This window comes from Arthrobacter sp. 01T425 (genome assembly GCF_056398725.1).
Map to the genome: position 1 here is coordinate 1 of NZ_JBFTPY010000020.1, position 23,585 is coordinate 23,585.

A 23,585-nucleotide genomic window follows, 5' to 3' on the forward strand; every position below is an offset into this window, starting at 1 on the left:
GGCAGGGTGGTTGTAGGTGCTCCTTAGAAAGGAGGTGATCCAGCCGCACCTTCCGGTACGGCTACCTTGTTACGACTTAGTCCCAATCGCCAGTCCCACCTTCGACAGCTCCCTCCCACAAGGGGTTAGGCCACCGGCTTCGGGTGTTACCAACTTTCGTGACTTGACGGGCGGTGTGTACAAGGCCCGGGAACGTATTCACCGCAGCGTTGCTGATCTGCGATTACTAGCGACTCCGACTTCATGGGGTCGAGTTGCAGACCCCAATCCGAACTGAGACCGGCTTTTTGGGATTAGCTCCACCTCACAGTATCGCAACCCTTTGTACCGGCCATTGTAGCATGCGTGAAGCCCAAGACATAAGGGGCATGATGATTTGACGTCGTCCCCACCTTCCTCCGAGTTGACCCCGGCAGTCTCCCATGAGTCCCCGCCATTACGCGCTGGCAACATGGAACGAGGGTTGCGCTCGTTGCGGGACTTAACCCAACATCTCACGACACGAGCTGACGACAACCATGCACCACCTGTGAACCGGCCCCAAAGGGGAAGGACTGTTTCCAGCCCGGTCCGGCCCATGTCAAGCCTTGGTAAGGTTCTTCGCGTTGCATCGAATTAATCCGCATGCTCCGCCGCTTGTGCGGGCCCCCGTCAATTCCTTTGAGTTTTAGCCTTGCGGCCGTACTCCCCAGGCGGGGCACTTAATGCGTTAGCTACGGCGCGGAAAACGTGGAATGTCCCCCACACCTAGTGCCCAACGTTTACGGCATGGACTACCAGGGTATCTAATCCTGTTCGCTCCCCATGCTTTCGCTCCTCAGCGTCAGTTAATGCCCAGAGACCTGCCTTCGCCATCGGTGTTCCTCCTGATATCTGCGCATTTCACCGCTACACCAGGAATTCCAGTCTCCCCTACATCACTCTAGTCTGCCCGTACCCACCGCAGATCCGGAGTTGAGCCCCGGACTTTCACGGCAGACGCGACAAACCGCCTACGAGCTCTTTACGCCCAATAATTCCGGATAACGCTTGCGCCCTACGTATTACCGCGGCTGCTGGCACGTAGTTAGCCGGCGCTTCTTCTGCAGGTACCGTCACTTTCGCTTCTTCCCTACTGAAAGAGGTTTACAACCCGAAGGCCGTCATCCCTCACGCGGCGTCGCTGCATCAGGCTTGCGCCCATTGTGCAATATTCCCCACTGCTGCCTCCCGTAGGAGTCTGGGCCGTGTCTCAGTCCCAGTGTGGCCGGTCACCCTCTCAGGCCGGCTACCCGTCGTCGCCTTGGTGAGCCATTACCTCACCAACAAGCTGATAGGCCGCGAGTCCATCCAAAACCACAATAAAGCTTTCCACCCCCCACCATGCGATGAGGAGTCATATCCGGTATTAGACCCAGTTTCCCAGGCTTATCCCAGAGTTAAGGGCAGGTTACTCACGTGTTACTCACCCGTTCGCCACTAATCCCCGGTGCAAGCACCGGATCATCGTTCGACTTGCATGTGTTAAGCACGCCGCCAGCGTTCATCCTGAGCCAGGATCAAACTCTCCGTTGAAGTAAAACAGACACAACATGCGCCCCCGGGAAAACGGGATCCATGAATTCATTATTCCGTTTTTTCTTCGCTGCGATGTTTACAGCTTATTTCATTCATTTCCACTTTGCAAATTCGCGATTTTCATCGGAATTTCGCTTTGCGGAGCGAATCCGCCCAGCAGAATTGAAGCAATTTTCATTATGTGCGCCTGACGCATGAAGAATTGCTTCTCATTTGTGGGGGTTTGTCACCACTCAACGGCGGCAACTCAGAAAACAATACACGCTCCTTCCCGGCCGTGCAAATCGGCCGGGAAGGAGCGTGCAGGTGCGTTTTCGGTACCAGTCAGGATCCGGTACCAGTCAGGATCCCGTGCTGGTCAGGGCGCGGCGACTTCCACCGTTGCCAGGTTCTTCTTGCCCCGGCGCAGAAGCAGGTAGCGCCCGTGCAGCAACTCGCTGGCCGCAATAACGGCGTCGGGGTCAGATACCTTCGCATTGTTGACGTAGGCGCCGCCCTCCCCCACAGTGCGGCGTGCGGCGGACTTGCTCTCAGACAGACCGGAGGCGACCAGCAGCTCGATGATGCCCAGGGCGTCGGCGTCAACCGTGGCGGAGGGCAGCTCGGAGGTCGCCGCCTTCAGTGTCGCTTCGTCCAGTACGGAGAGGTCGCCGTTGCCGAACACCGCGGCGGAAGCCGCAATGACCTTCTCGGTGGCGTCCACGCCATGGACGAGCGAAGTCACCTCGTAGGCCAGCTTTCGCTGGCCCTCGCGGGCGAAGGGCCGTTCGGCGATCGCGAGCTCCAGTTCCTCAATCTCGGCGCGGCTCAGGAAGGTGAACACTTTGAGTCGGTCCGCGACGTCGGCGTCCGCCGTGTTGAGCCAGAACTGGTAGAACGCGTACGGGCTGCACATGGTTGGATCCAGCCAGATCGCGTTGCCCTCGCTCTTGCCGAACTTGGTGCCGTCAGAGTTGGTGATGAGCGGCGTTCCCAGGGCGTGGACGTGCTTGCCCTCAACCTTGCGGATGAGCTCGGTGCCACTGGTGAGGTTGCCCCACTGATCCGAGCCGCCGGTCTGCAGCATGCAACCGTAGTCGCGGAACAACTGAAGGTAGTCCATGCCCTGCAGGATCTGGTAGCTGAACTCCGTGTAGCTGATGCCTTCGTCGGAACTGAGGCGGGAGGCAACGGCGTCCTTGCGGAGCATGGTGCCGACACGGTAGTGCTTGCCGATCTCGCGCAGGAAGTCGATGGCGCTCAGGGGCGCCGTCCAGTCAAGGTTGTTGACCATCCGGGCCGCGTTGTCGCCCTCGAAGCTCAGGAACCGACGGACCTGGGCCTGAAGGTAGCCCACCCACTCGGACACGGTGTCCTTGGTGTTCAGGGTGCGTTCCGCCGTCGGACGCGGATCACCGATCAAGCCCGTGGAGCCGCCCACGAGTCCGAGCGGCTTGTGGCCGGCCAGCTGGATCCGGCGCATGAGCAGCAGCTGGACCAGGTTGCCCAGGTGCAGGCTCGGCGCGGTCGGATCGAAGCCGCAGTAATACGTCACGGGGTCGCCGGCGAGGAGCTTTTCGAGCTCCGCCTCATCCGTGGAGACGTGGACAAGGCCGCGCCATTTCAGCTCCTGCCAGATATTGGCAAAGCTGGGATCGTTCTGCTGGGCATCGAGAATATTTAGCTGGGACACGGAATCTAAGTTAGCAGGATCAACCGGGCCGCAGCGCAGGTGACGCCTGCCGGCCCGGGCCTACTCCTCGATGCCTGCCGGGACTCCGGCGGCGGCGATGAGCCGCAGGCGCTGGGTGGGCCGGGTCATGGCCACGTACAGGTCACCCACCCGGCCGTGCTCGTGGTTGAGCATGTCGGTCGGTTCCAGGACCACGACGCCGTCGAATTCCAGCCCCTTCGCCTCGCGGGGACTGATCACCACGATGTCTTGCGCGTAACTCCCGGCGCCCGTCCCGACCCGGTGGCCGTACACGGCCCGCAGTGCCGCGCTGGCCTCGGGGAGAAGGCCGCCGTCGGCGATGACTGCCAGCAGGCCGCCCTCGATGGCGTCCAGTTCCTCCGGAAGCACCTCGACGAGCTTGTTGACGATCTGGCCCTGGCCGACTTTGTCGATGACCGGGGACCAGCGCCCTTCCCGCACGGCCTTGGGCGCCGAAACCACCAGTCCGGCCGCGGTCGCCATGCGGGCTGCGGCCTCGGCGATCTGGGACGGGGTGCGGTAGTTGACGGTCAGCTCCTCGAGCTGCCAGCGGTCGCCGAACATGGGGCCCAGGGCGCTGTGCCAGGAGTTGGCGCCGGCAACAGAACTGGTCTGCGCGATGTCGCCCACGATCGTGAAGGACTTCAGCGGGCAGCGGCGGACCAGCAGCCGCCACTGCATGGGTGACAGCTCCTGCGCTTCGTCCACGACAATGTGCCCGAAGGCCCAGGAACGGTCCGTGGTGGCACGCTCTGCCGCGGTCAGCCGCGTCTCACGCTCCTGGTTCTGGTCCACCAGGTCTTCGGCCGTGACAAGGACGTCCACACCGGCGGTTTCCATGTTGACCAGGGTCTGCTTGGCGTTGGCCAGGTCGCGGGCCCGGTCTTGTTCCTGCTGCGCCAGGCCGCGCCCGGCGGCGGCATCAAGCTCGCCGAGCAATTCGGCAGCCTCGTCCAGCAGCGGAACGTCGGACTCGGTCCAGGGCGAATCGGCCGGGCGGAGCAGCAGCGCGCGTTCTTCCGGGCTGAGGTTCGGGGTACATGCCTCGAGGATGGCCGGCTTGCTGAGCAGCTCCCCCACGAGTTTCTCCGGGGTCATCGGCATCCAGCACAGGTTCAGGGCGATCCGGACATCCCGGGCCGAGCGGACATCCTCCGCCAGGTACGAGCGGTCGGCGTTGTTGCCGATGTTGCCTGCCTCCACCAGCTCCGTCATCTGCTCGGTCAATTCGCGGAGCAGGATCTTGACGAAGGAGACGCGGGCCTCGTTGTGCGGTTTGCCCGTGGCGCGCGCCCTCTCCTTGGCGCGGCGGACCTGCCTGGGTGTGAGGACCAGTTTGCGGCCGTCCACCTCAAGGGTCCGGTTTCCGGCCGGAATGCGCTGCCGGTTGGCCACGGCGTTGGCGACCACCTCGGCCATGTCGAGCCGGCCCTTGATGGCGGCGACGGCGGAGTCCGGCTCGGCCACGGCGGTGATGCCGGGCATCAGCCGGCCCAGGCTCGCCATGACGACGCCGGTCTCGCCGAGCGAGGGCAGCACGCGTTCGATGTACTTCATGAAGGACGACGTCGGCCCCACCAGCAGGACGCCGGCGCTCTTGAGCCGGTCCCGGTGCGTGTAGAGCAGGTACGCGGCGCGGTGCAGGGCGACAGCGGTCTTGCCCGTGCCCGGGCCACCCTGGACCACGAGGGCGCCGGAGATGGAGGAACGGATGATCCGGTCCTGCTCGGACTGGATGGTGCCGACGATGTCTGACATCCGGCCCGTCCGCTTGGAGTTCAGGGCAGCCAGCAGGGCACCCTCGCCCTGGAGCGAATCGTTGTCGGCGAGCATGCCGGCGTCGAGCACGTCATCCTCGATTGCCTTGACCTCGCGGCCCTGCAGGATCAGGTGGCGGCGGCGGCGGACGCCCTGCCGGTCGAATGCCGTGGCCTGGTAGAAATGGCCGGCCTCGGGCGCACGCCAGTCCACCATGAGCCGCTGCAGGTCCTCGGTGGTCAGGCCGATGCGGCCGATGTACTGGGCCTCCCCGGAGTCCAGGTCCAGGCGGCCGAACACAAGCCGGTCATCGACGGCGTCGAGCTGGGCGAGGCGGTCCTCGTAGAGGGCGGCGAAGGCATCACGTTCGGAAACGTTCTGCATGGTGCCCACGGCACCGGCCCGGCGCACCTGGGCCAGCTGGGTGCGCTTCTCCGCCCGCAACTCATCGAGCCGGGCGTAAAGTCCGGCCACATAGTCGCGTTCATGGGCCAAATCAGCGTCGTGCATCGAACGTTCCCCTATCGAAAAAGACAGACCCACCATTCTACAGCCATTTCGGCGGCACGGCTGTTGCATGTCGCCGAACAATGCCAAGGCAGTCTTCGTCAGGGAATTCTACCGACACGTCCCGGATGGTCCAGCCCGGCAGGCCCGCTAGATCCGCAACAGGGACCGGACGTTGTGGCCGGTCAGGGCCGTGCGGCCGCCAAGATCGTCGAGTTCCATGACCACACCGATGCCGGCCACGTGGATCCCGCACCGCTCGAACAGCCGCGCCGCGGCGCCGAGCGTGCCGCCCGTGGCGAGCACGTCGTCGAGGATCAGCACCCGGCTCCCCGGCGCCAGGTCCGTGGTGTGCAGCTCAAGGGTGGCGGTGCCGTACTCCAGGGCGTAGTCCTCGGAGAACACCTCGCGCGGAAGCTTGCCGGCCTTGCGGACCGTGATGACCCCGGTCCCGGTGGCGTAGGCGGCGGCCGCCGCGAGCAGGAAGCCGCGGGCCTCCACTCCGGCGACGGCGTCGAACTGGCCCTGGAAAGGTCCCACCAGGGCATCGACGACGGCCCCGAAGGCGGCGCCGTCGGCGAACACCGGGGTCAGGTCCTTGAAGCTGACCCCTGGTTTGGGATAGTCCGGGATGGTGGCGCACAGGCTCTTGATCAGCTCATCCACCGGCATTGCAGTCGTCGTCTGGTTCGGGTCGCTTTGATTCACCCATCCACCTTACTGGCTGGTAGCGGGAAGCCTCCCGGGCCCCGGCCTCCCGGCCCGCCAGCTCCGCGGCAACCCGCCGGCCATCGAATGTTCACGCTGTCGGTGCCGGATTCGCCGCTCCTGTCCATCCCGCCGGTGATTGAATGCTCGAATGCGACACGAAATCGTCCTCTCCGGCCATGGGATTCGGCTGGTTCCGCTGGCCCCGCACCATGCGGCAGGCCTCTTCGATTTTGTGGACGCCGGCATGTGGGCAGGCATGGCGGCGCCGATGCCGGGGACTGCCCGCGAGCTGGCGGAGCTGTTCCGGTCACGGCTGGAGGATCCCGCCACCATCCCGTTCGCCGTGACGGACGGGCGCACAGGGGCCCTGCTGGGCACGACGTCCCTCCGCGACTACGTTCCGGACCAGCAACGCCTGGAAATCGGCGGAACATTCTACGGGCGGCAGTTCTGGGGCAGCCACGTCAATCCGGCGAGCAAGCACATGCTCCTCGCCTACGCCTATGAGGTACTGGAAGTGGACCGGGTGGCTTTCCGCTGCGACGCCCGCAACACCCGGAGCGCGACGGCGATCGAACGGCTCGGCGCACAATTCGAGGGGGTCCTCCGCGGCCACCGCGCGGCGCCGGGCGGGGGACGCGCGGACACCGCCGTCTTCTCGATCCTCTCGCAGGAGTGGCCGCACGTGCGCGAGGACCTGCGGCGCCGGCTCGCCCCCTTCGCCGTCGGCGCCGGCTACTCGCTGGGCAGCTTCGCAGCAACCTGGAACCCCTAATCCCCTGCCGCCGGAGGCAAGGCGTCCGGATGAACGGGAGGCACGGAGTCTGGAGGCACTGCATCTGGAGGCCCGGCATCTGGAGGCACGGAGTCCGGTTCCGGCGGGCGCAGGAGTTCGTTGGCAAGCCCGTAGGAGACGATGTCCAGCGCTTTTCGGAGCGCGCGTTCGGCGTCGAACCGACCGGCTGCCACGCGGCTCAGCCGGGCGTAGTCCCCGGCCCATCCGGACCGGCGGAACCTGTCGGCGTCACCGTGAAGGAGCCGTCCATAGAGGACGTCCTCGAACAAGTCATGGTCGGCCAGGGCGATTTCGGCCATCAGCGCCTCGCGGTCACGGATCATCCCGTTGGTGAACATCCCGGCCGCTTCCGCTGCGCCTTGGGCTAGCCGGGAGTCCGCCGAGTAGTTGCACAGGCGCAGCGCCCGCACCACGAGTTTGAGCGAAACGTGTTCTTCGGGAACGATGAATTTGCGCAGCAGGGCCGCGCGGAAGAGCTCAATCCAGTGCCGGCGCTCTGCTTCGACGGAGTCCGCCGCGACCTGCCCGCAGTCGGGGGTGAACAGTTCCACCATGCGGAAGTACTCGGTGGCCAGCTCCGCGAAGATCTGGAGCCGCTCCAGCTCACTGCCCGGTTTTCCGCGCTTTCCCTCGCCCATACTGCTCCATCATCCCCCACCACACGTGCCGGCATCAGGGCGCGGGAACGGGGCGCACACAGTGCCCGCTACCTCACGCGCCGCGGGCGCTTGGCGCCTTTGCCGGCTTTGCTGCCTTGTAGCGGGAGACGGTCGGGTCGCCGCTGAGCCAGAACCGCCAGGGGTACTCGTGGCTGCCGCCGTCGCCGGAGACGCCGACGCGCGGACCGGAGCTGATGCCCGCGGCGACCCCCTCCGGCGGGTACGCGGCCGGTTCCAGCCGGAACGGCGGCGCGAGGGCATCCCGCCCGCTGTCCGCCGTCGTCAGTCCCAGCGCGGTGGCCAGCCGGGCAGGCCCGCTCGCGAGGTCGACATCCGATTTCGACGTCGGCCGCCTGGCCCTCGCCAGCTCATGTCCCGCGACCACTTCGCCGGCCCGCAGCAGGAGCGCCGATGCCACGCCCTCGGGCCCGCACACGATATTGGCGCAATGGTGCATCCCGTACGTGAAATACACGTAGAGGTGGCCGGCCGGGCCGAACATCGGGGCGTTGCGGGCCGTTTGGCCGCGAAAGGTGTGGGACCCGGGGTCAGGGTGGTGCGAATCATGCGGGCCCAGGTATGCCTCCACTTCGGTAATCCGAACCGAGACGGATCCGCCGGGCCCGTCGTGCGTCAGCACCGCGCCGAGGATCAGCGGCGCCACGTGCCGGGCATCGGCCGAGAGCAGCTCGCGGACGGACTCGGCCGCGCCGGACTCCGTGCCGGACTCGGCAGGAAGCGGGCTGGAAGTCATGCTCAGACTTTAACAAACACCCCCGAAGGAGAGGACGGCCGTGTCCGAATTCCGCTAGCAGCTGCTCCGCGAAGCTGGCAGGATGGGGTGATGGACTTCTGGCAGCGCTACCGGGCAATCGATGCCCGGGACACCCGATTCGACGGGCAGTTCTACACAGCTGTCCGGACCACCGGCATCTATTGCCGGCCCTCGTGCCCCGCGCGGACGCCCAAGGCGGACAATGTCACGTTCTATGAAACGTCCGCCGCGGCGCACGACGCCGGCTACCGTGCGTGCAAACGCTGCCTGCCCGAGGCCGTGCCGGGTACGCCGGCCTGGAACGTGCGCTCCGATATCGCCGGCCGGGCCATGCGGCTCATCAATGACGGCGTGATCAACCGCGACGGCGTCGAGGGGCTCGCGGCCCGGCTCGGATACTCCTCGCGCCAGCTCAACCGGATCCTCAGCCACGAACTCGGCGCCGGCCCATTGTCCCTGGCACGGGCGAGCCGCGCCCAGACCGCCCGCACCCTGCTGGTCTCCACCGCCATGAAAGTCTCGGACATCGCCTTCGCCGCCGGATTCAGCAGCGTGCGCCAGTTCAACGAGACCATCGGCGAGGTCTTTGCGATGACGCCTTCCGCGCTCCGGGCCACAGCCAGGCATCACCGCTCCCCCGCGGCGACCACAGCGCTCACACTCAACCTTCCGTACCGCGAACCGTTCGACCCGGGCGTCTTTGATTTTTTGGCAGTCCGCGCCATCCCCGGGATCGAGGAAGGTACCTCCACTTCCTACGCCCGGACCCTGCGGCTGACGCACGGCGATGCCCGCTTCCGCGTGGATTACGACGCCGGCGCGCCCGGGCGTCCGCTCGTGCTGACCATCGGCGCCGTCGACCTCCGGGATCTGGCCGCCCTGCTGAGCAGGGTCCGCCGGCTGCTGGACCTGGACGCCGATCCGGTCGCCATCGATGCCGCCCTCGAGGCCGACTCCCGGCTGGCCGCCGTGGTGGCGCGCACGCCGGGCATGCGGATGCCCGGCGCCGTTGATCCGCAGGAGCTGCTGATCCGGGCGATGATCGGCCAACAGATCACCGTGGCCGCCGCGCGGACCGCCCTGGTCCAGCTTTCCGCGGTCGGAAGCGCGAGCCTGGTGCCCGACGACGGCCTCCACCGGCTTTTCCCGACGGCCGAGCAGATCGCCGGGACCGGCTTCGAACTGCTCCGAGGCCCGCAGCGGCGGATCGATGCTGTCCGGGGCGCCGCGGCGGCGATGGCCTCGGGCGACCTCGACTTCGGCTACGGCGATGACGTGCAGGGGCTGGAGGCCAAACTCCTGCCCCTGGCCGGCGTCGGGCCGTGGACCGTGGGATACGTCGCGATGCGGGTCATCGGCGCGCCGGATGTGTTCCTGGCCAACGACGCCGCGGTCCGCAACGGCATCCGTTCACTCGCCGAGACCCCCGACGGCGCCACACTTACCCCGGATTTCCGTGAGGTCAGCCCCTGGCGCTCCTACGCCACCATGCACCTGTGGCGCGCAGCAGCGGCTGCCCAGGCCGCGGCGCGCAAGCCGTTCCCGCCGCCGAGGCAGGCTCCAACGCAGAACCACAAGCAGACTCCGAAGCAGACTCCGAAGGAAGCGAAACCATGAAAGCCCAGCTGTTGACCATGTCCACCCCGGACGGTCCGTTCACCATCATTGCCCGGGACGGGGCTGTCTTGTCGTCGGGCTGGACCGCCGTTCCCGGCGAGCTGACCGGCCAGATCCACGCTGACCTGCTTCCGGCCGAATTCGAGACCGTCACCGGGCTCGGCGGGATCTCCGAAGCCGTGGAGGCGTTCTATGCCGGCGATCCGGAGCCGGCCATGGGGGTGCCGGTGCTGCAGAAGTCCGGTCCGTTCCGCAGTCATGCCTGGGACGTGCTGCGCACGGTCGCGCCGGGGCGCCCGGTGACCTACACGGAGTACGCGGAGCTGTCCGGCAACGCCAAGGCCGTCCGGGCGGCGGCCAGTGCCTGTGCCTTCAACGCGGCGGCACTGTTTGTTCCCTGCCACCGCGTCATCCGCACCGACGGGACCCTGGGCGGCTTCCGCTGGGGGCTGGCCGTCAAGGGCAGCCTGTTGGACCGGGAGCGCGAAGCAGCCCTCGCGACGGCACGGCCCTAGGCCTTATTCCATAGGCCTGCCGGACCCGGGCGTGCTCAATTGTTGACGGGCGCACCGTGTGCGAGGGACGGCCTGCCGGACCCGGGCGGGCTCAGTTGTTGACCGGAACGCCGGCAGGCCAGGGCAGCAGCTTCGGAAGGTCGACGCCGTCGGCCGCGGCGGTCGCGCGCAGGCTGCCGAGGGTGGGGTTGCGGCCGGCGAGCCACGCGGCGATGTCCGTGAGCATGCCGTTGATCACGGTCGATGTTCCGCCGCTCCCGATGGCTACCGCCGGCAGGCCGAGTGGCTGCAGCACGAAGCGCTGGCCCTCGGGTACCCGCGCGGAGAGGAAATCGAAAAGGTGCCCGCAGAACGGGCGACTCCAGGTTTCCGGTCCGTGGCCGGTGCCGAGGTCGGCGGCATGGATGACGAGTTCGCGCCACAGTGCCAGGCCGCCGTCGAACACGACTCCTCCGCGGTAGGTGATGGGCTCACGCCAGCCGGCCGCGTCGAGGGAGTCGAAGGCGCGCAGGGCCCGGTCCAACGCCGCGTCGAGGTCGGCCCGGTGCTGCGCGAGGCTGTGGCCGGCCGCCATCTCGATGGCGCGGTTGCGCCCCTCGAAGCCGCAGTCATAGAGTTCGACGCCCTCGCCGCGGGCGGCATATTCGAGCTGCCGGCCCATCGCGTTGGCAATCCCGCAGATGTGGGCCAGCACGTGCCCGCGGCTCCAGCCGGGCAGTTCCGACGGCGCTTTGATGTCCTGTTCCGTAAGTTTCGCGGCGATTCCGGCCACGACTCCGGCGGCGCGGTGCAGTTCTGCCCGAAGGTTCTCTGGTGTGATTGAGGTCATGGCGCCCATCCTAAACCGAGCCACCCGATTAAGTCGGATTAACTGAGCGATGCCCGGTCAGCGGGGCGCGTAGCGGTGCCGGATGTGCCGGCGGTCGTGCCGGGCCTGCCAGAATTCGATTTCGCGCGGCCGGAGGGCGTAGAGCTGCCAGTCTGTGTTTTCATTGTTTGCATTTTCGCTGCCGTCGGCGCCGGGCCGGGCCCGCCAGTCGGCGGCCGAGGCTTCCGCGGACAGCTCCACGACGTCCCCGGCCACGCGGACCTGGCGGCCCTGCTGTTGCCAGAAGAAGTTCAGCGCCGCATGCGGGTTGGCCGTGAGTTCCTTGCCCTTGCGGGATTCCCTGGAGGTTGCGAAGTGCCAGCCGTCGGCGTCGATGTACTTCAGGATCAGCATCCGCGACGACGGCCGGCCGTGCTCATCGGCGGTGGCCAGGCTGCACGCGTTGGGCTGGGGCACCCCGGCCGCCAGGGCCTCGTCCAGCCACAGCCGGAACAGCTCCGCGGGGTCCGCGGGCGCCGCCGCAGGGTCGAAGTCCGGGAGCACTTCCGGGAAGTCGGGCAGGGCACGCAGCAGTTGGCGGAACGATTCGCTCATGTCGCAATGCTAGCGGGGAGTTTTCGGCGGCAAACGCACAACGCTCCCTCACTTTTGGCAAGAAATCCGCCGACGCTCCTGCAGGCAACGCAGGAGCGTCGGCCGAGACGCTGCCGGAACTCCCCACCGGCACCCTAGCCTCGCAAGCTCGGCCAGGGAACCCTGCCCGCGTGGCCCCTCTCGCGTGTGCTAACTAGCCCGCGTACTCGCGCGCACCGGCGAGCTCGCCCTCGAGGGCCAGCAGCTGGCGTTCGACGGCGGCCGGGGCGGTGCCGCCCTGCGAGTTCCGGCTGTTGAGCGAACCCTCGGTGGACAGGACCGTGCGGACCTCCGGCGTCAGGTGTTCCGAGATGGCGGCGTATTCCTCGTCCGTGAGGTCCCAGAGCTCGACGCCGCGGCTTTCGGCCTCCTTGACCGCGGCGCCGGAGAGCTCGTGCGCCTCGCGGAACGGCACACCCTGGCGGACCAGCCATTCGGCGATGTCCGTCGCCAGCGCGAAACCCTGGGGAGCCAGCGCTTCCATCCGTTCGGTGTTGAACTTCAGCGTCGCGATCATCCCGGAGACTGCCGGGAGCAGGACCTCCAGGGTGTCGGCGGCGTCGAAGACCGGTTCCTTGTCCTCCTGCAGGTCGCGGTTGTACGCGAGCGGCAGGCCCTTCAGGGTGGCCAGCAGCCCGGTCAGGTTGCCGATCAGCCGGCCGGCCTTGCCGCGGGCGAGTTCGGCCACGTCCGGGTTCTTCTTCTGCGGCATGATCGAGGAGCCTGTGGAGTAGGAATCGTGCAGGGTGACGAAGGAGAATTCCTTCGTGGCCCACAGGATCACTTCCTCCGAGACACGGGACAGGTCCACGCCGATCATGGCCGTGATCCAGGCGAACTCGGCGAAGACGTCGCGGGAGGCGGTGCCGTCGATCGAGTTGTGCGTCGCCGAGAAGAAGCCCAGGTCCGCGGCGACGGCCTCGGGGTCCAAGCCGAGCGAGGAGCCCGCCAGGGCACCGGAGCCGTAGGGCGAAACCCCGGCGCGCTTATCCCAGTCGGCCAGCCGCTGCACATCGCGCAGCAGCGCCCAGGCGTGGGCCAGCAGGTGGTGGCTGAGCAGGACCGGCTGGGCGTGCTGCAGGTGGGTGCGGCCGGGCATGGCCACGCCCTGGTGCGCCTTGGCCTGGTCCACGAGAGCGTCAATCGTGGCGAGCACGCCGCGGGCGATGATCCGGGCGTGGTCGCGCAGGAACATCCGTCCCAGGGTGGCCACCTGGTCGTTGCGGGACCGGCCAGCGCGGAGCTTGCCGCCAAGCTGGGTACCGGCGCGCTCGATCAGGCCACGCTCGAGCGAACCGTGCACGTCCTCATCGGACTCGGCCGGCAGGTAGGCTCCGGAGGCGACGTCCTCATCCAGCTGCGTCAGGGCGGCCAGCATGCCGTCCAGTTCGGCGTCGTCCAGCAGCCCGGCCTTGTGCAGCACGCGGGCGTGCGCCTTGGACCCGGCGATGTCGTAGCGGGCCAGCCGCCAGTCGAAGTGCGTGGACTTGCTCAGCGCGGCGAGGGCGTCCGCTGGGCCGCCGGCGAACCGGCCGCCCCACAGCGCTCCCGTATTCGTAGCCTCAGACTTTTGCTCAGCCACAGGGGCTACTCTCCTGCGACGCGGATGTCGCGGCCGGAGGCAACCTTGGCGGACATGCCCCACAGCTCGATGAAGCCGCGCGCCATCGACTGGTCGAACGTGTCGCCGGTGTCGTACGTGGCAAGGTCGAAGTCGTAGAGCGAGGTCTCGGAGCGGCGTCCGTTGACGATCGCCTGGCCGCCGTGCAGCACCATGCGGATGTCGCCGGAGACGTATTTCTGGGTGTCCTCGATGAAGGCGTCGAGGGAGCGCTTGAGCGGCGAGAACCACTGGCCGTCGTAGACCAGCTCGGCCCAGCGCTGGCCGACGGTCGCCTTGAAGCGGGCCTGCTCGCGCTCGATCGTGATGTCTTCGAGGTGCTTGTGCGCGGTGATGAGCGCCATGGCGCCCGGTGCCTCGTAGATCTCGCGGGACTTGATGCCCACGAGGCGGTCCTCGACGACGTCGATCCGGCCCACGCCCTGGGCACCGGCGCGGCGGTTGAGTTCCTTGATGGCCTGCAGCGGGGTGACCTTGACGCCGTCGATCGCGACCGGCACGCCGGCTTCGAAGGAGATGGTGACCTCATCCGGTGCCGGCGGGAATTCCGGGGTGGCGGTGTAGTCGTAGATGTCCTTGGTGGGGGCGTTCCAGATGTCCTCGAGGTAGCCGGTTTCGACGGCGCGGCCCCAGACGTTCTGGTCGATCGAGTACGGGTTCTTCTTGGTGGTCTCGATCGGCAGTCCCTTTTCCTCGGCGAAGGCGATGGCCTTGTCGCGGGTCAGGGCGAGATCACGGACCGGGGCGATGCACTTCAGGTCCGGGCCCAGGGTCTGGATGCCGACTTCGAAGCGGACCTGGTCGTTGCCCTTGCCGGTGCAGCCGTGGGCGACGGTGGTGGCGCCGAATTCGCGGGCGGCCTTGACCAGGTGCTTGACGATCACCGGACGGGAGATGGCGGAGACCAGCGGGTAGTGGCCCTGGTAGAGGGCGTTGGCCTTCAGCGTGGGCACGCAGTACTCGTTGGCGAACTCGTCGCTGGCGTCGGCGACGTAGGCCTCGACGGCGCCGCAGCCCAGCGCGCGCTGGCGGATGGTCTCCAGCGATTCGCCGCCCTGTCCGACGTCGACCGCCACGGCGATGACCTCGGCGCCGGTGGCTTCACCGATCCAGCCGATGGCTACGGAAGTATCCAGGCCACCGGAGTAGGCCAGAACAATACGCTCAGTCACGGAAATGCTCCTTAGTTGTTTGGTGATGCATTAAGTCTGGGAAAAGCTCTGTTGCAAGCCTGTCACACACCCGGGTGCCCGGTCCTGTGAAGGGCTCATGGTGTTGCTTATTGGCCGGCTTCCTCGGCGAACTGCAGGAAGCGTGCGGCGATGTCCGCGCCGCCCAGGGGGTCCCGGGTGACAAGAAGGACGGTGTCGTCCCCAGCGATGGTGCCCAGAATCGAGGGCATTACGGAGTGGTCGATGGCGAGGGCCAGGAAGTTCGCGGCGCCCGGCGGGGTCCGAAGCACCACGAGGTTGGCGGAGGCCTCGGCGGTGACGAGCAGTTCCCCGCACAACCGGGTCAGCCGGGCGTCGAGGATTTCCTGCGTGACGCCGCTCTTGGCCGCCCGTTCGCCGCCCTCCCCCGGGACGGCGTAGACCAGCACGCCGTCCTTGCCGCGGACCCGGACGGCGCCGAGTTCCACGAGGTCTCGTGACAGCGTGGCCTGGGTGACCTGGACGCCGTCGTCCGCGAGTAGCGCCGCGAGCTCGGCCTGGGAACGGACAGATTCGCCCGTGAGAATCGCCGTGATCCGCGCCTGCCGGGCTGTCTTGGTGGCCGGGCTGGCCCCAGGAGAGGCTGGCTGGACGGACATCAGGCCGGTCCGCCCACCGGTGCCGGCCCATCGAGTGGCGCGAGCCCACCGACTGGCGCCAGACCGTCAACCACTGCCAGACCGGAGCGGTGCATGAGCCAGGCCATGAGCGCCTTCTGCGCGTGCAGCCGGTTTTCGGCCTCGTCCCAGACCACCGACTGCGGGCCGTCAATGACGTCCGCGGCGATCTCGTAGCCCCGGTAGGCCGGGAGGCAGTGCAGCACGACGGCGTCCGGCGCCGCGAGCTTCATCGCGTCGGCATCCACGGAATAGGCACGGAACAGCTTCATCCGCGCTTCCTTCTCCGCCTCCTGGCCCATGGACACCCACGTGTCGGTCGCGACGACGTCGGCGCCCAGGAGCGCTTCGGCGGGGTCAACCGTCACCAGCACCGAGCCGCCGGTCTCCGCGGCACGGTCCTCGGCGGCGGCGATGATCTCCGGCGACGGCAGGTAGCCCTCCGGTCCGGCGATACGGACGTTCATGCCCGCCGTCACGCCGGCCAGCAGGTAGGAGTTGGCCATGTTGTTGGCCGAGTCGCCCAGGTAGGCCATGGTCAGGCCCTGGAGCGAGCCTTTGTGTTCCTTGACGGTCAGCAGATCGGCTAGGAGCTGGCATGGGTGGTAGTCATCGCACAGGGCGTTGATGACCGGAACGCGGGAGTTCTCGGCCATGGCGACGAGCCCGGCGTGCGCGCCGGTGCGCCACACAATGGTGGAGACCATGCGTTCGAGCACCTTGGCAGTGTCTTCGACCGATTCTTTGTGCCCGATCTGCGCCTCGCCGGGGTTGATGATGAGCGCGTTGCCGCCCATGTCCGCGATGCCGGTGGCGAAGGAGACCCTGGTCCGGGTGGAGGTCTTGTCGAAGATGACGGCCACCGTCCGGCGGCCGTTGCCGTCTGCGGCGAAGGGCTGCACGCTGTAGGGCGCGGCCTTCATCCGGACGGCGAGCTCGAGGACCTCGGCCTGCTCGGCCGGGCTGAGGTCCGTGTCCTTGAGGAAATGGCGGGTGGGCACTGAGGCGGTCACAGCGGCGGTCACTTGGCGTCCTTTGCAGCGTTGGTCTTGGCGGTCTCGAGCAATGCGGGCAGGGCGGCCAGGAAAAGGTCTGCCTGCTCGGTGGTCAGGATCAGCGGCGGCGCCAGCCGGATGGTGCGCGGGCCCGGGCTGTTGACGATGAACCCGGCGTCGAGGCCGGCGGCCACGACGCCCGGGGCGACGTCGGCGTCAAGGTCGAAGCCGATCAGCAGCCCCTCGCCGCGGACCTCGGTCACGCCGGCGATTCCGGCGAGGCCGGCGCGCAGATGCTCCCCCAGGTTCCGGACGTGGGCCAGGATGTCCTGGTTTTCCAGGACGTGCAGGGTGGCGAGGGCGGCGGCGGTGGCCACCGGGTTGCCGCCGAAGGTCGTCCCGTGCTGGCCGGCGGTCAGCAGAGCAGACGTTTCCGGGCCGAACGTGACGAGCGCGCCGACCGGGAAGCCGCCGCCCAGGCCCTTGGCGAGGGTCACGGCGTCGGGCACGATCCCGGCGTCCTCGCTGGCCAGCCACTTGCCGGTGCGGCCGATGCCGGTCTGGACCTCGTCGAGGATCAGCAGGGCGCCGGCCGCGCTCGTGGCCTCGCGGGCCGCCTTGAGGTAGCCGGCAGGCAGCGGCCGGACGCCGGCCTCTCCTTGGATCGGTTCGAGGAAGACGGCGGCAGTGGTCTCATCAATGGCGGCGCGGAGCGCCTCGATGTCACCGAACGGGACATGCACGACGCCGCCGGGCAGCGGCGCGAATGGCGCCCGGTAGGCCTCCTTGGAGGTCAGCGCGAGGGCGCCCATGGTGCGCCCGTGGAAGGCGCCTTCGAGCGCGATGATCTTGGTGCGCGGCTTCGCTGTTTTTTCCGCGACAGTATTCTCCGCGGCCGCGGACTGGCTGGCGCCACTGTTACGGCGCGCCAGCTTGAAGGCCGCCTCGACGGCTTCGGTGCCGGAGTTGGCGAAGAACACCTTGGAGCCGGCCGGGGCCTTGGACAGTTCCAGCAGCTTCTCGGCCAGGGCGATCTGGGTGGGGCTCGTGAAGAAGTTCGAGACATGGCCCAGGGTGGCCAGCTGGCTGGAGATCACCGAGGTCACGAACGGGTGGGCGTGGCCGAGGGCGTTCACCGCGATGCCGCCGAGCAGGTCCAGGTATTCCTTGCCGTCGGCGTCCCACACGAGGCAGCCGGCGCCGCGGACCAGGACCCGCTGCGGGGTGCCGAAGACGCCCAGCAGGGAGGAGGAGTAGCGGGACAGCCACTCGGCTCCGCTGCGGCTGGAAACGATTGTGGTTGCGGCGGTCTCCGCAGCGATGGGGGCCCCGCCCGCTCCGCGGTGCCCGACCACACCCGGCCCCCCACCGCTGCTGCGGCCTTCAGCGGAATGGCTCAGTTCAGTGCTGCTCACTATGCGTTCACTTCCTCGTCGGGGACGACCTGGGTGCCGATGCCGGCGGTCGTAAAGGTTTCCAAGAGCATCGAGTGCGGCAGGCGGCCGTCCACGATGTGGGCGCGCTCGACGCCGTCGTCAATGGCTTTCAGGCACGCCGCCATCTTCGGGATCATGCCGGACTCAAGGCGCGGCAGCATCTCGCGCAGCTCCGACGCCGTCAGCGACGAAATGAGCGATGACCTGTCCGGCCAGTTGGCGTAGAGGCCTTCGACATCGGTCAGGATGACCAGCTTGGAGGCGCCCAGGGCCGACGCGACCGCGGCCGCCGCCGTGTCCGCGTTCACATTAAGTACCTGACCGGTGGTGGATCCGTCGTCGTGGATTTCCGGGGCGACGGTGGAGATCACAGGAATCCGGCCGGCCGCGAGGATGTCCACAATGCCTTCCGGGTTCACGCCGACCACCTCGCCCACCAGGCCCAGGTCCACCTCTTCGCCGTCCACCACGGTGCCGGTGCGGACGGCGCGGAGCAGGCCGCCGTCTTCGCCGGACATCCCGACGGCGTACGGGCCGTGGGAGTTGATCAGGCCCACGAGTTCGCGTCCCACCTGGCCGGTGAGGACCATCCGGACCACGTCCATGGCCTCGGGCGTGGTGACACGCAGCCCGCCCTTGAATTCGGATTCGATCCCGAGCCGGCTGAGCATGGCGTTGATCTGCGGGCCGCCGCCATGCACCACCACGGGGTGGATGCCGACGTGGTGCAGGAACACGACGTCCTCGGCGAAGGCGCGGCGGAGCTCGTCGTTGACCATGGCATTGCCGCCGTACTTGATCACCATGGTGCTGCCGGCAAAGCGCTGGATCCAGGGCAGCGCCTCGATCAGCGTGGCGGCTTTGTCCCGGGCGTCGGACTGGGAGGTGGTCTCGCGTGTCTGGGTGTTCAAGCTGTTCGTCCTCTGTTCATCCCTGCTGTTCATCCCTACTGTTCATCCCTGCTGTTCATCCCTCCGGGGACGTCAGCTGGAGTAGGCGCTGTTTTCGTGGACGTAGTCGTGGGTGAGGTCGTTGGTGAGGATCGTGGCCTCGGCTGTACCGGCCTGCAGGTCGATTTCGACCAGGACCTCGCGCGGTTCGAGGTCCACGAGGTTCCGGTCATCGCCGATGCTGCCGTTGCGGCAGATCTCCACACCGTTCATGGACACGTTCAGCTGGTCCGGTTCGAAGGCCGCGTCGGTGGTGCCGACGGCGGACAGCACGCGGCCCCAGTTGGGGTCCTTGCCGAAGATCGCGGTCTTGAACAGGTTGGAGCGGGCGACGGCGCGGCTGACGATTTCGGCGTCCCGCTCGCTCGCGGCGTTGAACGTCCGGATCGCGATGTCGTGGCTGGCGCCCTCGGCGTCGCCGATCAGTTTCCGGGCCAGCTCGGCGCAGACCTGGGTCAGGCCGGCGCCGAAGTCGGCGGCGGACGGCGCGGCACCGGAGGCGCCGGAGGCGAGCAGCACCACGGTGTCGTTGGTGGACATGCAGCCGTCCGAGTCCGCCCGGTCAAAGGTGAGCCGCGTGGCGTTGCGGAGTTCGGCGTCGAGCACGTCCGGCGGGACGTCGGCGTCCGTGGTGAGGACCACCAGCATGGTGGCCAGGCCCGGGGCCAGCATGCCGGCGCCCTTGGCCATGCCGCCGATGGTGAACTGCGTGCCCTCCGCGGCCGTGCCGGTGAAGACGGACTGCTTGGACACCGAATCCGTGGTCATGATCGCGGTGGCCGCCGCGGAGCCGCCGTCCGCGGCCAGGGCTGCGGTGGCGGAACCGATCCCGGCCAGGATTTTCTCCATGGGGAGCTGCTCGCCAATCAGTCCGGTGGAGCAGACCACGACGTCGGTGGCGGAGACGCCGAGGGCTTCGGCGGTCTTCTCCGCGGTGGTGTGCGTGTTCTGGAACCCCTGGGGCCCGGTGCAGGCGTTGGCCCCGCCGGAGTTGAGGATCACGGCATCCACGCGGCCGTCCTTGACCACTTCGCGGGACCAGTGCACGGGGGCCGCGGCGACGCGGTTGGACGTGAAGACCGCCGCGGCGGCCTTGGACGGGCCGTCGTTGACCACGAGGGCCACATCCGGCTTGCCGGAAGCCTTGAGCCCGGCCGTCACGCCGGCGGCGCGGAATCCCTGCGGTGCGGTGATGCTCACGGTGCGACTCCCTGGAGGTTGAGGCCGGCGGTTTCCGCCAGGCCGAGGGCTAGGTTCATGGACTGCACGGCCCCGCCGGCGGTCCCCTTGGTGAGGTTGTCGATGGCGCAGCACACGATCACGCGGCCGGTGTGCTCATCGAAGGCGAGCTGCATGACCGTGTGGTTCGATCCCTGGACCGATTTCGTGGAGGGCCAATGCCCCTCGGGGAGCAGGTGCACGAACGGTTCGTCGTCGTAGGCTTCGGCCCAGGCGGCACGCAGGTCTGCGGCAGTGACTCTGCGGCCTGGCTGCTGCCGCACCCTGGCGGTCGCCGTGGTGAGGATGCCGCGGCTCATCGGCGCCAGCGTGGGCGTGAAGGAGACAGTGACCGGGGCCCCCAGCGCCTTGGAGAGTCCCTGTTCGATCTCGGGGGTGTGCCGGTGTCCCCCGCCGACCCCGTAGGGGCTCATGGAGCCCATGACTTCGGCGCCGATCAGGTTGACCTTGGCAGCTTTGCCGGCCCCTGAGGTGCCGGAGGCGGAGACGATCACGACGTCCTCGCCCTCCAGCAGCTGGTTGCTGAAGCCGGGAGTGAGGGCCAGCAGGGCCGAGGTCGGGTAGCAGCCGGGGACGGCGATCCGGGTGGCGCCGCGGAGGGCATCGCGCTGGCCGGGCAGTTCCGGGAGGCCGTAGGGCCAGGTTCCGGCGTGGGCCGACCCGTAGAACTTCTCCCAGGCCGCCGGGTCCTCGAGGCGGTGGTCCGCGCCGGCGTCGATGACCAGGGTCCCGGCGGGCAGCTGCGCCGCGATCTCCGCGGATGCCCCGTGCGGAAGCGCCAGGAAAACGACGTCGTGCCCGGCCAGGTTATCCACGGTGGTGTCTTCGAGAATCCGGTCCGCGAGGCCATGGAGATGCGGCTGCAATTCCCCTAGTCTGGAACCGGCGTTGCTGTGGGCCGTGATGGCGCCGATGGTGACGTCGGGATGACCGGCGAGGAGCCGCAGGACCTCGCCGCCGGCATAGCCGCTGGCCCCGGAAACGGCAACAGAAATAGTCATAAGCACGACTATACAGCAAGAGTATGCATAGATGCCGATATTTATGCATCGATGGGCGTGTGTCCAAGGCTCCCGAACGGCGCCGCGGAAACCCGGGGGCGTATGCTTGGTAAAGGGTGATCCAGACCGTGCAGCTGCGAATGTCAGCTGCAGCGTTGCCCGTAACCGTGACGAGGCAAGCGCCCTATGACCGCCACTTCCACCCTTCCCGCCGAAACGCCGGCGCGGCCGCCATCGCGGGTCCGGCAGCCCAACGCCGTGGTCCTGAGCTATTCGGAACTCCTCAAGAGCGTGAAGACGGCCGGCCTCCTCGAACGGCGCGTTGGGTTCTACATCACGGTGTTCGCCAGCCTGGTGCTCCTGATGGCCGCCACCTGGTTCGGGTTCGCGCTGATCGGTGACAGCTGGTTCCAGCTCCTGATCGCGGCCGCCCTGGGCATCATCTGCACGCAGTTGAGTTTCCTGGCCCACGAGGCCGGGCACCGGCAGATCTTCGCGTCCCGCCGCGCCAACGACTGGGCAGCACGCCTGCTCGCCACCTCCGTGGCCGGGATCAGCTACTCCTGGTGGGAGCAGAAGCACGGCGCGCACCACAACCACCCGAACGTCATCTCCAAGGACCCGGACATCGCGCCCGGCCCCATCGCCTTCCACCCCGAAGCCGTAGCCGACCGCCAGGGACGCCTCGCGTTCCTGACCCGCAAGCAGGGCTGGTTCTTCTTCCCGCTCCTGTTCCTGGTGGGCCTGGGACTGCAGATCGATTCCGTGAAATTCATCGTCCGCCGGGCCAAGGTCACGCACCGCTGGGTCGAAATCCCGATCCTCGCGGTCCGGCTCAGCCTCCTGCCGGTCCTCGCGTTCACCTTCCTGCCGCTGGGCATGGCGTTCGCCTTCATCGGCGTCCAGCTGGCCGTGTTCGGCTTCTACATGGGCGCGTCCTTCGCGCCGAACCACAAGGGCATGCCGGTGCTGCCGGCGGACAGCCGGGTGGACTTCTTCAGCCGCCAGGTCCTGACGTCCCGGAACATCTCGGGCGGCCGCTTCATGGACATCCTGCTCGGCGGCCTCAACCGCCAGGCCGAACACCACCTCTTCCCGGACATGGCCCGCCCGCAGCTGCACCAGGCCGCCAAGATCGTCCGCGAGTACTGCGCCAAGCACCAGGTCCCGTACACGGAAACCACGCTGATGCAGTCGTACGCCATCATTGTCCGCTACCTCAACGACGTCGGACTCGCCGCCGGCCGCCACTTCGAATGCCCGATGGCAACGGTAACCCGCCGCTACTAAAGGACGGACCGCCGGCGGCCGCGCAGGACCTGCCACCTCCTGGCAACGTCGGCCCAAACATCACGTGACGGCTGGTTACGGAAGGCCCCTTCATGGTTACCCCCGGTGTCCCTAGGATGGACCCAGGGACCGGGACAGAATTCCCCGCCCGGAAAAGGAGCCACATGATGCACGCAATCGTCGCCCGCCAGGCCGGCGGCCCCGAGGTCCTCGAACTCGACAAGACAGCCCGGCCCGTTCCCGGGCCCGGCCAGCTGCTGGTCAAGGTCGCGGCCGCGGGCGTGAACTTCATTGACACCTACAAGCGCAGCGGCGTCTACAAGGTCAGCTACCCCTTCACGCCCGGCTCCGAGGCCGCGGGCACCGTGGAGGAGGTCGGCGACGCCGTCACCGGGTTTGCTCCCGGTGACCGGGTGGCCACGGCCGAGGGCGCTGACTGCTACGCCGGCTACGCACTCGTCGATGAGGACAAGGCCCTCCCGGTTCCCGACGGCCTGGATGATTTCACCGCCGCGGCGCTGCCGTTGCAGGGCGTGACGGCCCACTACCTGATCAACTCCACCTTCAAGGTCGAGTCCGGCCACACCGTGCTGCTCCACGCCGGCGCCGGCGGTGTGGGGCTCCTGATGATCCAGTTGCTCAAGGCCAGGGGCGCCAACGTCATCACCACCGTTTCGACTGACGCGAAAGAGCAGCTGGCCCGCGAAGCCGGCGCCGACCACGTGCTGCGCTACGACGGTTTGGCCGACCGGGTCCGGGATCTGACCAACGGCACGGGCGCGGATGTGGTGTACGACGGCGTCGGAAAAGACACTTTCGACGCCTCCCTGGCGTCCCTGCGCATCCGGGGCATGCTGGTCCTCTTCGGCGCAGCGTCCGGCCCGGTCCCGCCGTTCGACCCGCAGCGGCTCAACGCCGGCGGCTCGCTGTACCTCACGCGGCCCACCATGGGCCACTACCTGCGCGACGCCCGGGAACGCCGCTGGCGCTCCGACGAAGTCTTTGCCGCCGCTGCCGACGGCAGCCTCAAGGTCAGGATCGGCGCACGCTATCCTCTCGGCGAGGCAGCCCGTGCCCACGAGGACCTTGAACAGCGCCGCACCACCGGCAAAGTCATCCTCGTCCCCTAAGCTGCACGGTCCCCCAAGCCGTACGGCAACACCATCCGTTCATCT

The 23,585-nt window shown here is 67.8% G+C and carries 20 protein-coding genes and 1 rRNA gene; 5 read left to right on the plus strand and 16 right to left on the minus strand.

Annotated elements, in window-relative coordinates:
* Positions 1-27: 27 nt before the first annotated feature.
* From AC1DNG_RS18390 to AC1DNG_RS18405, 4 genes are all read right to left on the minus strand, one after another.
* Positions 28-1,554 (minus strand): 16S ribosomal RNA (locus tag AC1DNG_RS18390).
* A 361-nt stretch (positions 1,555-1,915) separates the two neighbouring features.
* Entirely contained in the window at positions 1,916-3,229 is a 1,314-nt protein-coding gene (gene tyrS, locus AC1DNG_RS18395) for a tyrosine--tRNA ligase (protein ID WP_476887949.1), read from the minus strand.
* Between the two features lie 60 nt (positions 3,230-3,289).
* On the minus strand, positions 3,290-5,518 hold the full coding sequence (locus AC1DNG_RS18400; RefSeq protein WP_476849486.1) for a HelD family protein: 2,229 nt from the start codon (positions 5,516-5,518) through the stop codon (positions 3,290-3,292).
* 147 nt (positions 5,519-5,665) lie between these two features.
* Positions 5,666-6,187 carry an adenine phosphoribosyltransferase gene (locus tag AC1DNG_RS18405; RefSeq protein ID WP_243181808.1) on the minus strand — a complete coding sequence of 174 codons (522 nt, stop codon included), beginning with the start codon at positions 6,185-6,187 and terminating at the stop codon, positions 5,666-5,668.
* A gap of 187 nt (positions 6,188-6,374) precedes the next feature.
* Here AC1DNG_RS18405 and AC1DNG_RS18410 point away from each other — a divergent pair, with 187 nt between their 5' ends.
* Entirely contained in the window at positions 6,375-7,001 is a 627-nt protein-coding gene (locus AC1DNG_RS18410) for a GNAT family N-acetyltransferase (RefSeq protein ID WP_476887950.1), read from the plus strand.
* On the opposite strand, the gene AC1DNG_RS18415 is transcribed toward AC1DNG_RS18410, so the two are convergent.
* Together AC1DNG_RS18415 and AC1DNG_RS18420 are read right to left on the minus strand one after the other, a co-directional pair.
* The gene (locus AC1DNG_RS18415) at positions 6,998-7,660 is read right to left on the minus strand and encodes a hypothetical protein (RefSeq protein ID WP_476887951.1); all 663 of its coding nucleotides are present in this window, start codon (positions 7,658-7,660) and stop codon (positions 6,998-7,000) included. The two genes, AC1DNG_RS18410 and AC1DNG_RS18415, sit on opposite strands and share 4 nt — an antisense overlap.
* 73 nt (positions 7,661-7,733) lie before the next feature.
* Positions 7,734-8,435 (minus strand): DNA-3-methyladenine glycosylase, encoded by a 702-nt coding sequence (locus AC1DNG_RS18420; protein WP_476887952.1) that lies wholly within the window; start codon positions 8,433-8,435, stop codon positions 7,734-7,736.
* A 90-nt stretch (positions 8,436-8,525) separates the two neighbouring features.
* Here AC1DNG_RS18420 and AC1DNG_RS18425 point away from each other — a divergent pair, with 90 nt between their 5' ends.
* Entirely contained in the window at positions 8,526-10,073 is a 1,548-nt protein-coding gene (locus AC1DNG_RS18425) for an AlkA N-terminal domain-containing protein (RefSeq protein ID WP_476887953.1), read from the plus strand.
* Entirely contained in the window at positions 10,070-10,588 is a 519-nt protein-coding gene (locus tag AC1DNG_RS18430) for a methylated-DNA--[protein]-cysteine S-methyltransferase (RefSeq protein WP_223917255.1), read from the plus strand. Before AC1DNG_RS18425 ends, AC1DNG_RS18430 begins: the two co-directional genes overlap by 4 nt.
* Positions 10,589-10,679: 91 nt before the next feature.
* Here AC1DNG_RS18430 and AC1DNG_RS18435 read toward each other — a convergent pair whose 3' ends face one another.
* From AC1DNG_RS18435 to argC, 10 genes are all read right to left on the minus strand, one after another.
* Complete coding sequence (locus AC1DNG_RS18435; protein ID WP_476887954.1) at positions 10,680-11,417, minus strand: maleylpyruvate isomerase family mycothiol-dependent enzyme; 738 nt, start codon at positions 11,415-11,417, stop codon at positions 10,680-10,682.
* Between the two features lie 57 nt (positions 11,418-11,474).
* Complete coding sequence (locus tag AC1DNG_RS18440) at positions 11,475-12,011, minus strand: pyridoxine/pyridoxamine 5'-phosphate oxidase (protein ID WP_476887955.1); 537 nt, start codon at positions 12,009-12,011, stop codon at positions 11,475-11,477.
* Positions 12,012-12,204: 193 nt separating this feature from the next.
* Entirely contained in the window at positions 12,205-13,632 is a 1,428-nt protein-coding gene (gene argH, locus AC1DNG_RS18445) for an argininosuccinate lyase (protein WP_476887956.1), read from the minus strand.
* Between the two features lie 5 nt (positions 13,633-13,637).
* Complete coding sequence (locus AC1DNG_RS18450) at positions 13,638-14,843, minus strand: argininosuccinate synthase (protein ID WP_028277269.1); 1,206 nt, start codon at positions 14,841-14,843, stop codon at positions 13,638-13,640.
* Positions 14,844-14,950: 107 nt separating this feature from the next.
* Positions 14,951-15,481 carry an arginine repressor gene (locus AC1DNG_RS18455; RefSeq protein ID WP_079551248.1) on the minus strand — a complete coding sequence of 177 codons (531 nt, stop codon included), beginning with the start codon at positions 15,479-15,481 and terminating at the stop codon, positions 14,951-14,953.
* Complete coding sequence (gene argF, locus AC1DNG_RS18460; protein ID WP_476872817.1) at positions 15,481-16,524, minus strand: ornithine carbamoyltransferase; 1,044 nt, start codon at positions 16,522-16,524, stop codon at positions 15,481-15,483. Before argF ends, AC1DNG_RS18455 begins: the two co-directional genes overlap by 1 nt.
* On the minus strand, positions 16,521-17,816 hold the full coding sequence (locus tag AC1DNG_RS18465) for an acetylornithine transaminase (protein ID WP_476887981.1): 1,296 nt from the start codon (positions 17,814-17,816) through the stop codon (positions 16,521-16,523). Before AC1DNG_RS18465 ends, argF begins: the two co-directional genes overlap by 4 nt.
* Before the next feature lie 92 nt (positions 17,817-17,908).
* Positions 17,909-18,841 carry an acetylglutamate kinase gene (gene argB / locus AC1DNG_RS18470; protein WP_223917243.1) on the minus strand — a complete coding sequence of 311 codons (933 nt, stop codon included), beginning with the start codon at positions 18,839-18,841 and terminating at the stop codon, positions 17,909-17,911.
* Between the two features lie 72 nt (positions 18,842-18,913).
* Complete coding sequence (argJ, locus tag AC1DNG_RS18475) at positions 18,914-20,080, minus strand: bifunctional glutamate N-acetyltransferase/amino-acid acetyltransferase ArgJ (RefSeq protein ID WP_476887957.1); 1,167 nt, start codon at positions 20,078-20,080, stop codon at positions 18,914-18,916.
* Positions 20,077-21,120, minus strand: coding sequence for an N-acetyl-gamma-glutamyl-phosphate reductase (gene argC / locus AC1DNG_RS18480; RefSeq protein WP_476887958.1), 1,044 nt, complete (start codon positions 21,118-21,120; stop codon positions 20,077-20,079). Before argC ends, argJ begins: the two co-directional genes overlap by 4 nt.
* A 186-nt stretch (positions 21,121-21,306) precedes the next feature.
* On the opposite strand from argC, the gene AC1DNG_RS18485 reads away from it, so the two are divergent.
* Both AC1DNG_RS18485 and AC1DNG_RS18490 read left to right on the plus strand, forming a co-directional pair.
* Positions 21,307-22,410, plus strand: a complete 1,104-nt coding sequence (locus tag AC1DNG_RS18485; RefSeq protein ID WP_028277262.1) for a fatty acid desaturase family protein — start codon at positions 21,307-21,309, stop codon at positions 22,408-22,410.
* 164 nt (positions 22,411-22,574) lie between these two features.
* Positions 22,575-23,540, plus strand: a complete 966-nt coding sequence (locus AC1DNG_RS18490) for a quinone oxidoreductase family protein (RefSeq protein WP_476849474.1) — start codon at positions 22,575-22,577, stop codon at positions 23,538-23,540.
* The last annotated feature ends 45 nt before the right edge of the window (positions 23,541-23,585 follow it).

What these genes read in the sequence shown, in the direction of transcription:
- AC1DNG_RS18435 (WP_476887954.1), bottom strand. Translation starts at nt 11,417, where the DNA reads ATGACCTCAATCACACCAGAGAACCTTCGGGCAGAACTGCACCGCGCC.
- AC1DNG_RS18430 (WP_223917255.1), top strand. Translation starts at nt 10,070, where the DNA reads ATGAAAGCCCAGCTGTTGACCATGTCCACCCCGGACGGTCCGTTCACC.
- AC1DNG_RS18485 (WP_028277262.1), top strand. Translation starts at nt 21,307, where the DNA reads ATGACCGCCACTTCCACCCTTCCCGCCGAAACGCCGGCGCGGCCGCCA.
- AC1DNG_RS18490 (WP_476849474.1), top strand. Translation starts at nt 22,575, where the DNA reads ATGATGCACGCAATCGTCGCCCGCCAGGCCGGCGGCCCCGAGGTCCTC.
- AC1DNG_RS18400 (WP_476849486.1), bottom strand. Translation starts at nt 5,518, where the DNA reads ATGCACGACGCTGATTTGGCCCATGAACGCGACTATGTGGCCGGACTT.
- AC1DNG_RS18425 (WP_476887953.1), top strand. Translation starts at nt 8,526, where the DNA reads ATGGACTTCTGGCAGCGCTACCGGGCAATCGATGCCCGGGACACCCGA.
- AC1DNG_RS18415 (WP_476887951.1), bottom strand. Translation starts at nt 7,660, where the DNA reads ATGGGCGAGGGAAAGCGCGGAAAACCGGGCAGTGAGCTGGAGCGGCTC.
- AC1DNG_RS18420 (WP_476887952.1), bottom strand. Translation starts at nt 8,435, where the DNA reads ATGACTTCCAGCCCGCTTCCTGCCGAGTCCGGCACGGAGTCCGGCGCG.
- AC1DNG_RS18405 (WP_243181808.1), bottom strand. Translation starts at nt 6,187, where the DNA reads ATGCCGGTGGATGAGCTGATCAAGAGCCTGTGCGCCACCATCCCGGAC.
- AC1DNG_RS18440 (WP_476887955.1), bottom strand. Translation starts at nt 12,011, where the DNA reads ATGAGCGAATCGTTCCGCCAACTGCTGCGTGCCCTGCCCGACTTCCCG.
- AC1DNG_RS18455 (WP_079551248.1), bottom strand. Translation starts at nt 15,481, where the DNA reads ATGTCCGTCCAGCCAGCCTCTCCTGGGGCCAGCCCGGCCACCAAGACA.
- argC (WP_476887958.1), bottom strand. Translation starts at nt 21,120, where the DNA reads ATGACTATTTCTGTTGCCGTTTCCGGGGCCAGCGGCTATGCCGGCGGC.
- AC1DNG_RS18410 (WP_476887950.1), top strand. Translation starts at nt 6,375, where the DNA reads ATGCGACACGAAATCGTCCTCTCCGGCCATGGGATTCGGCTGGTTCCG.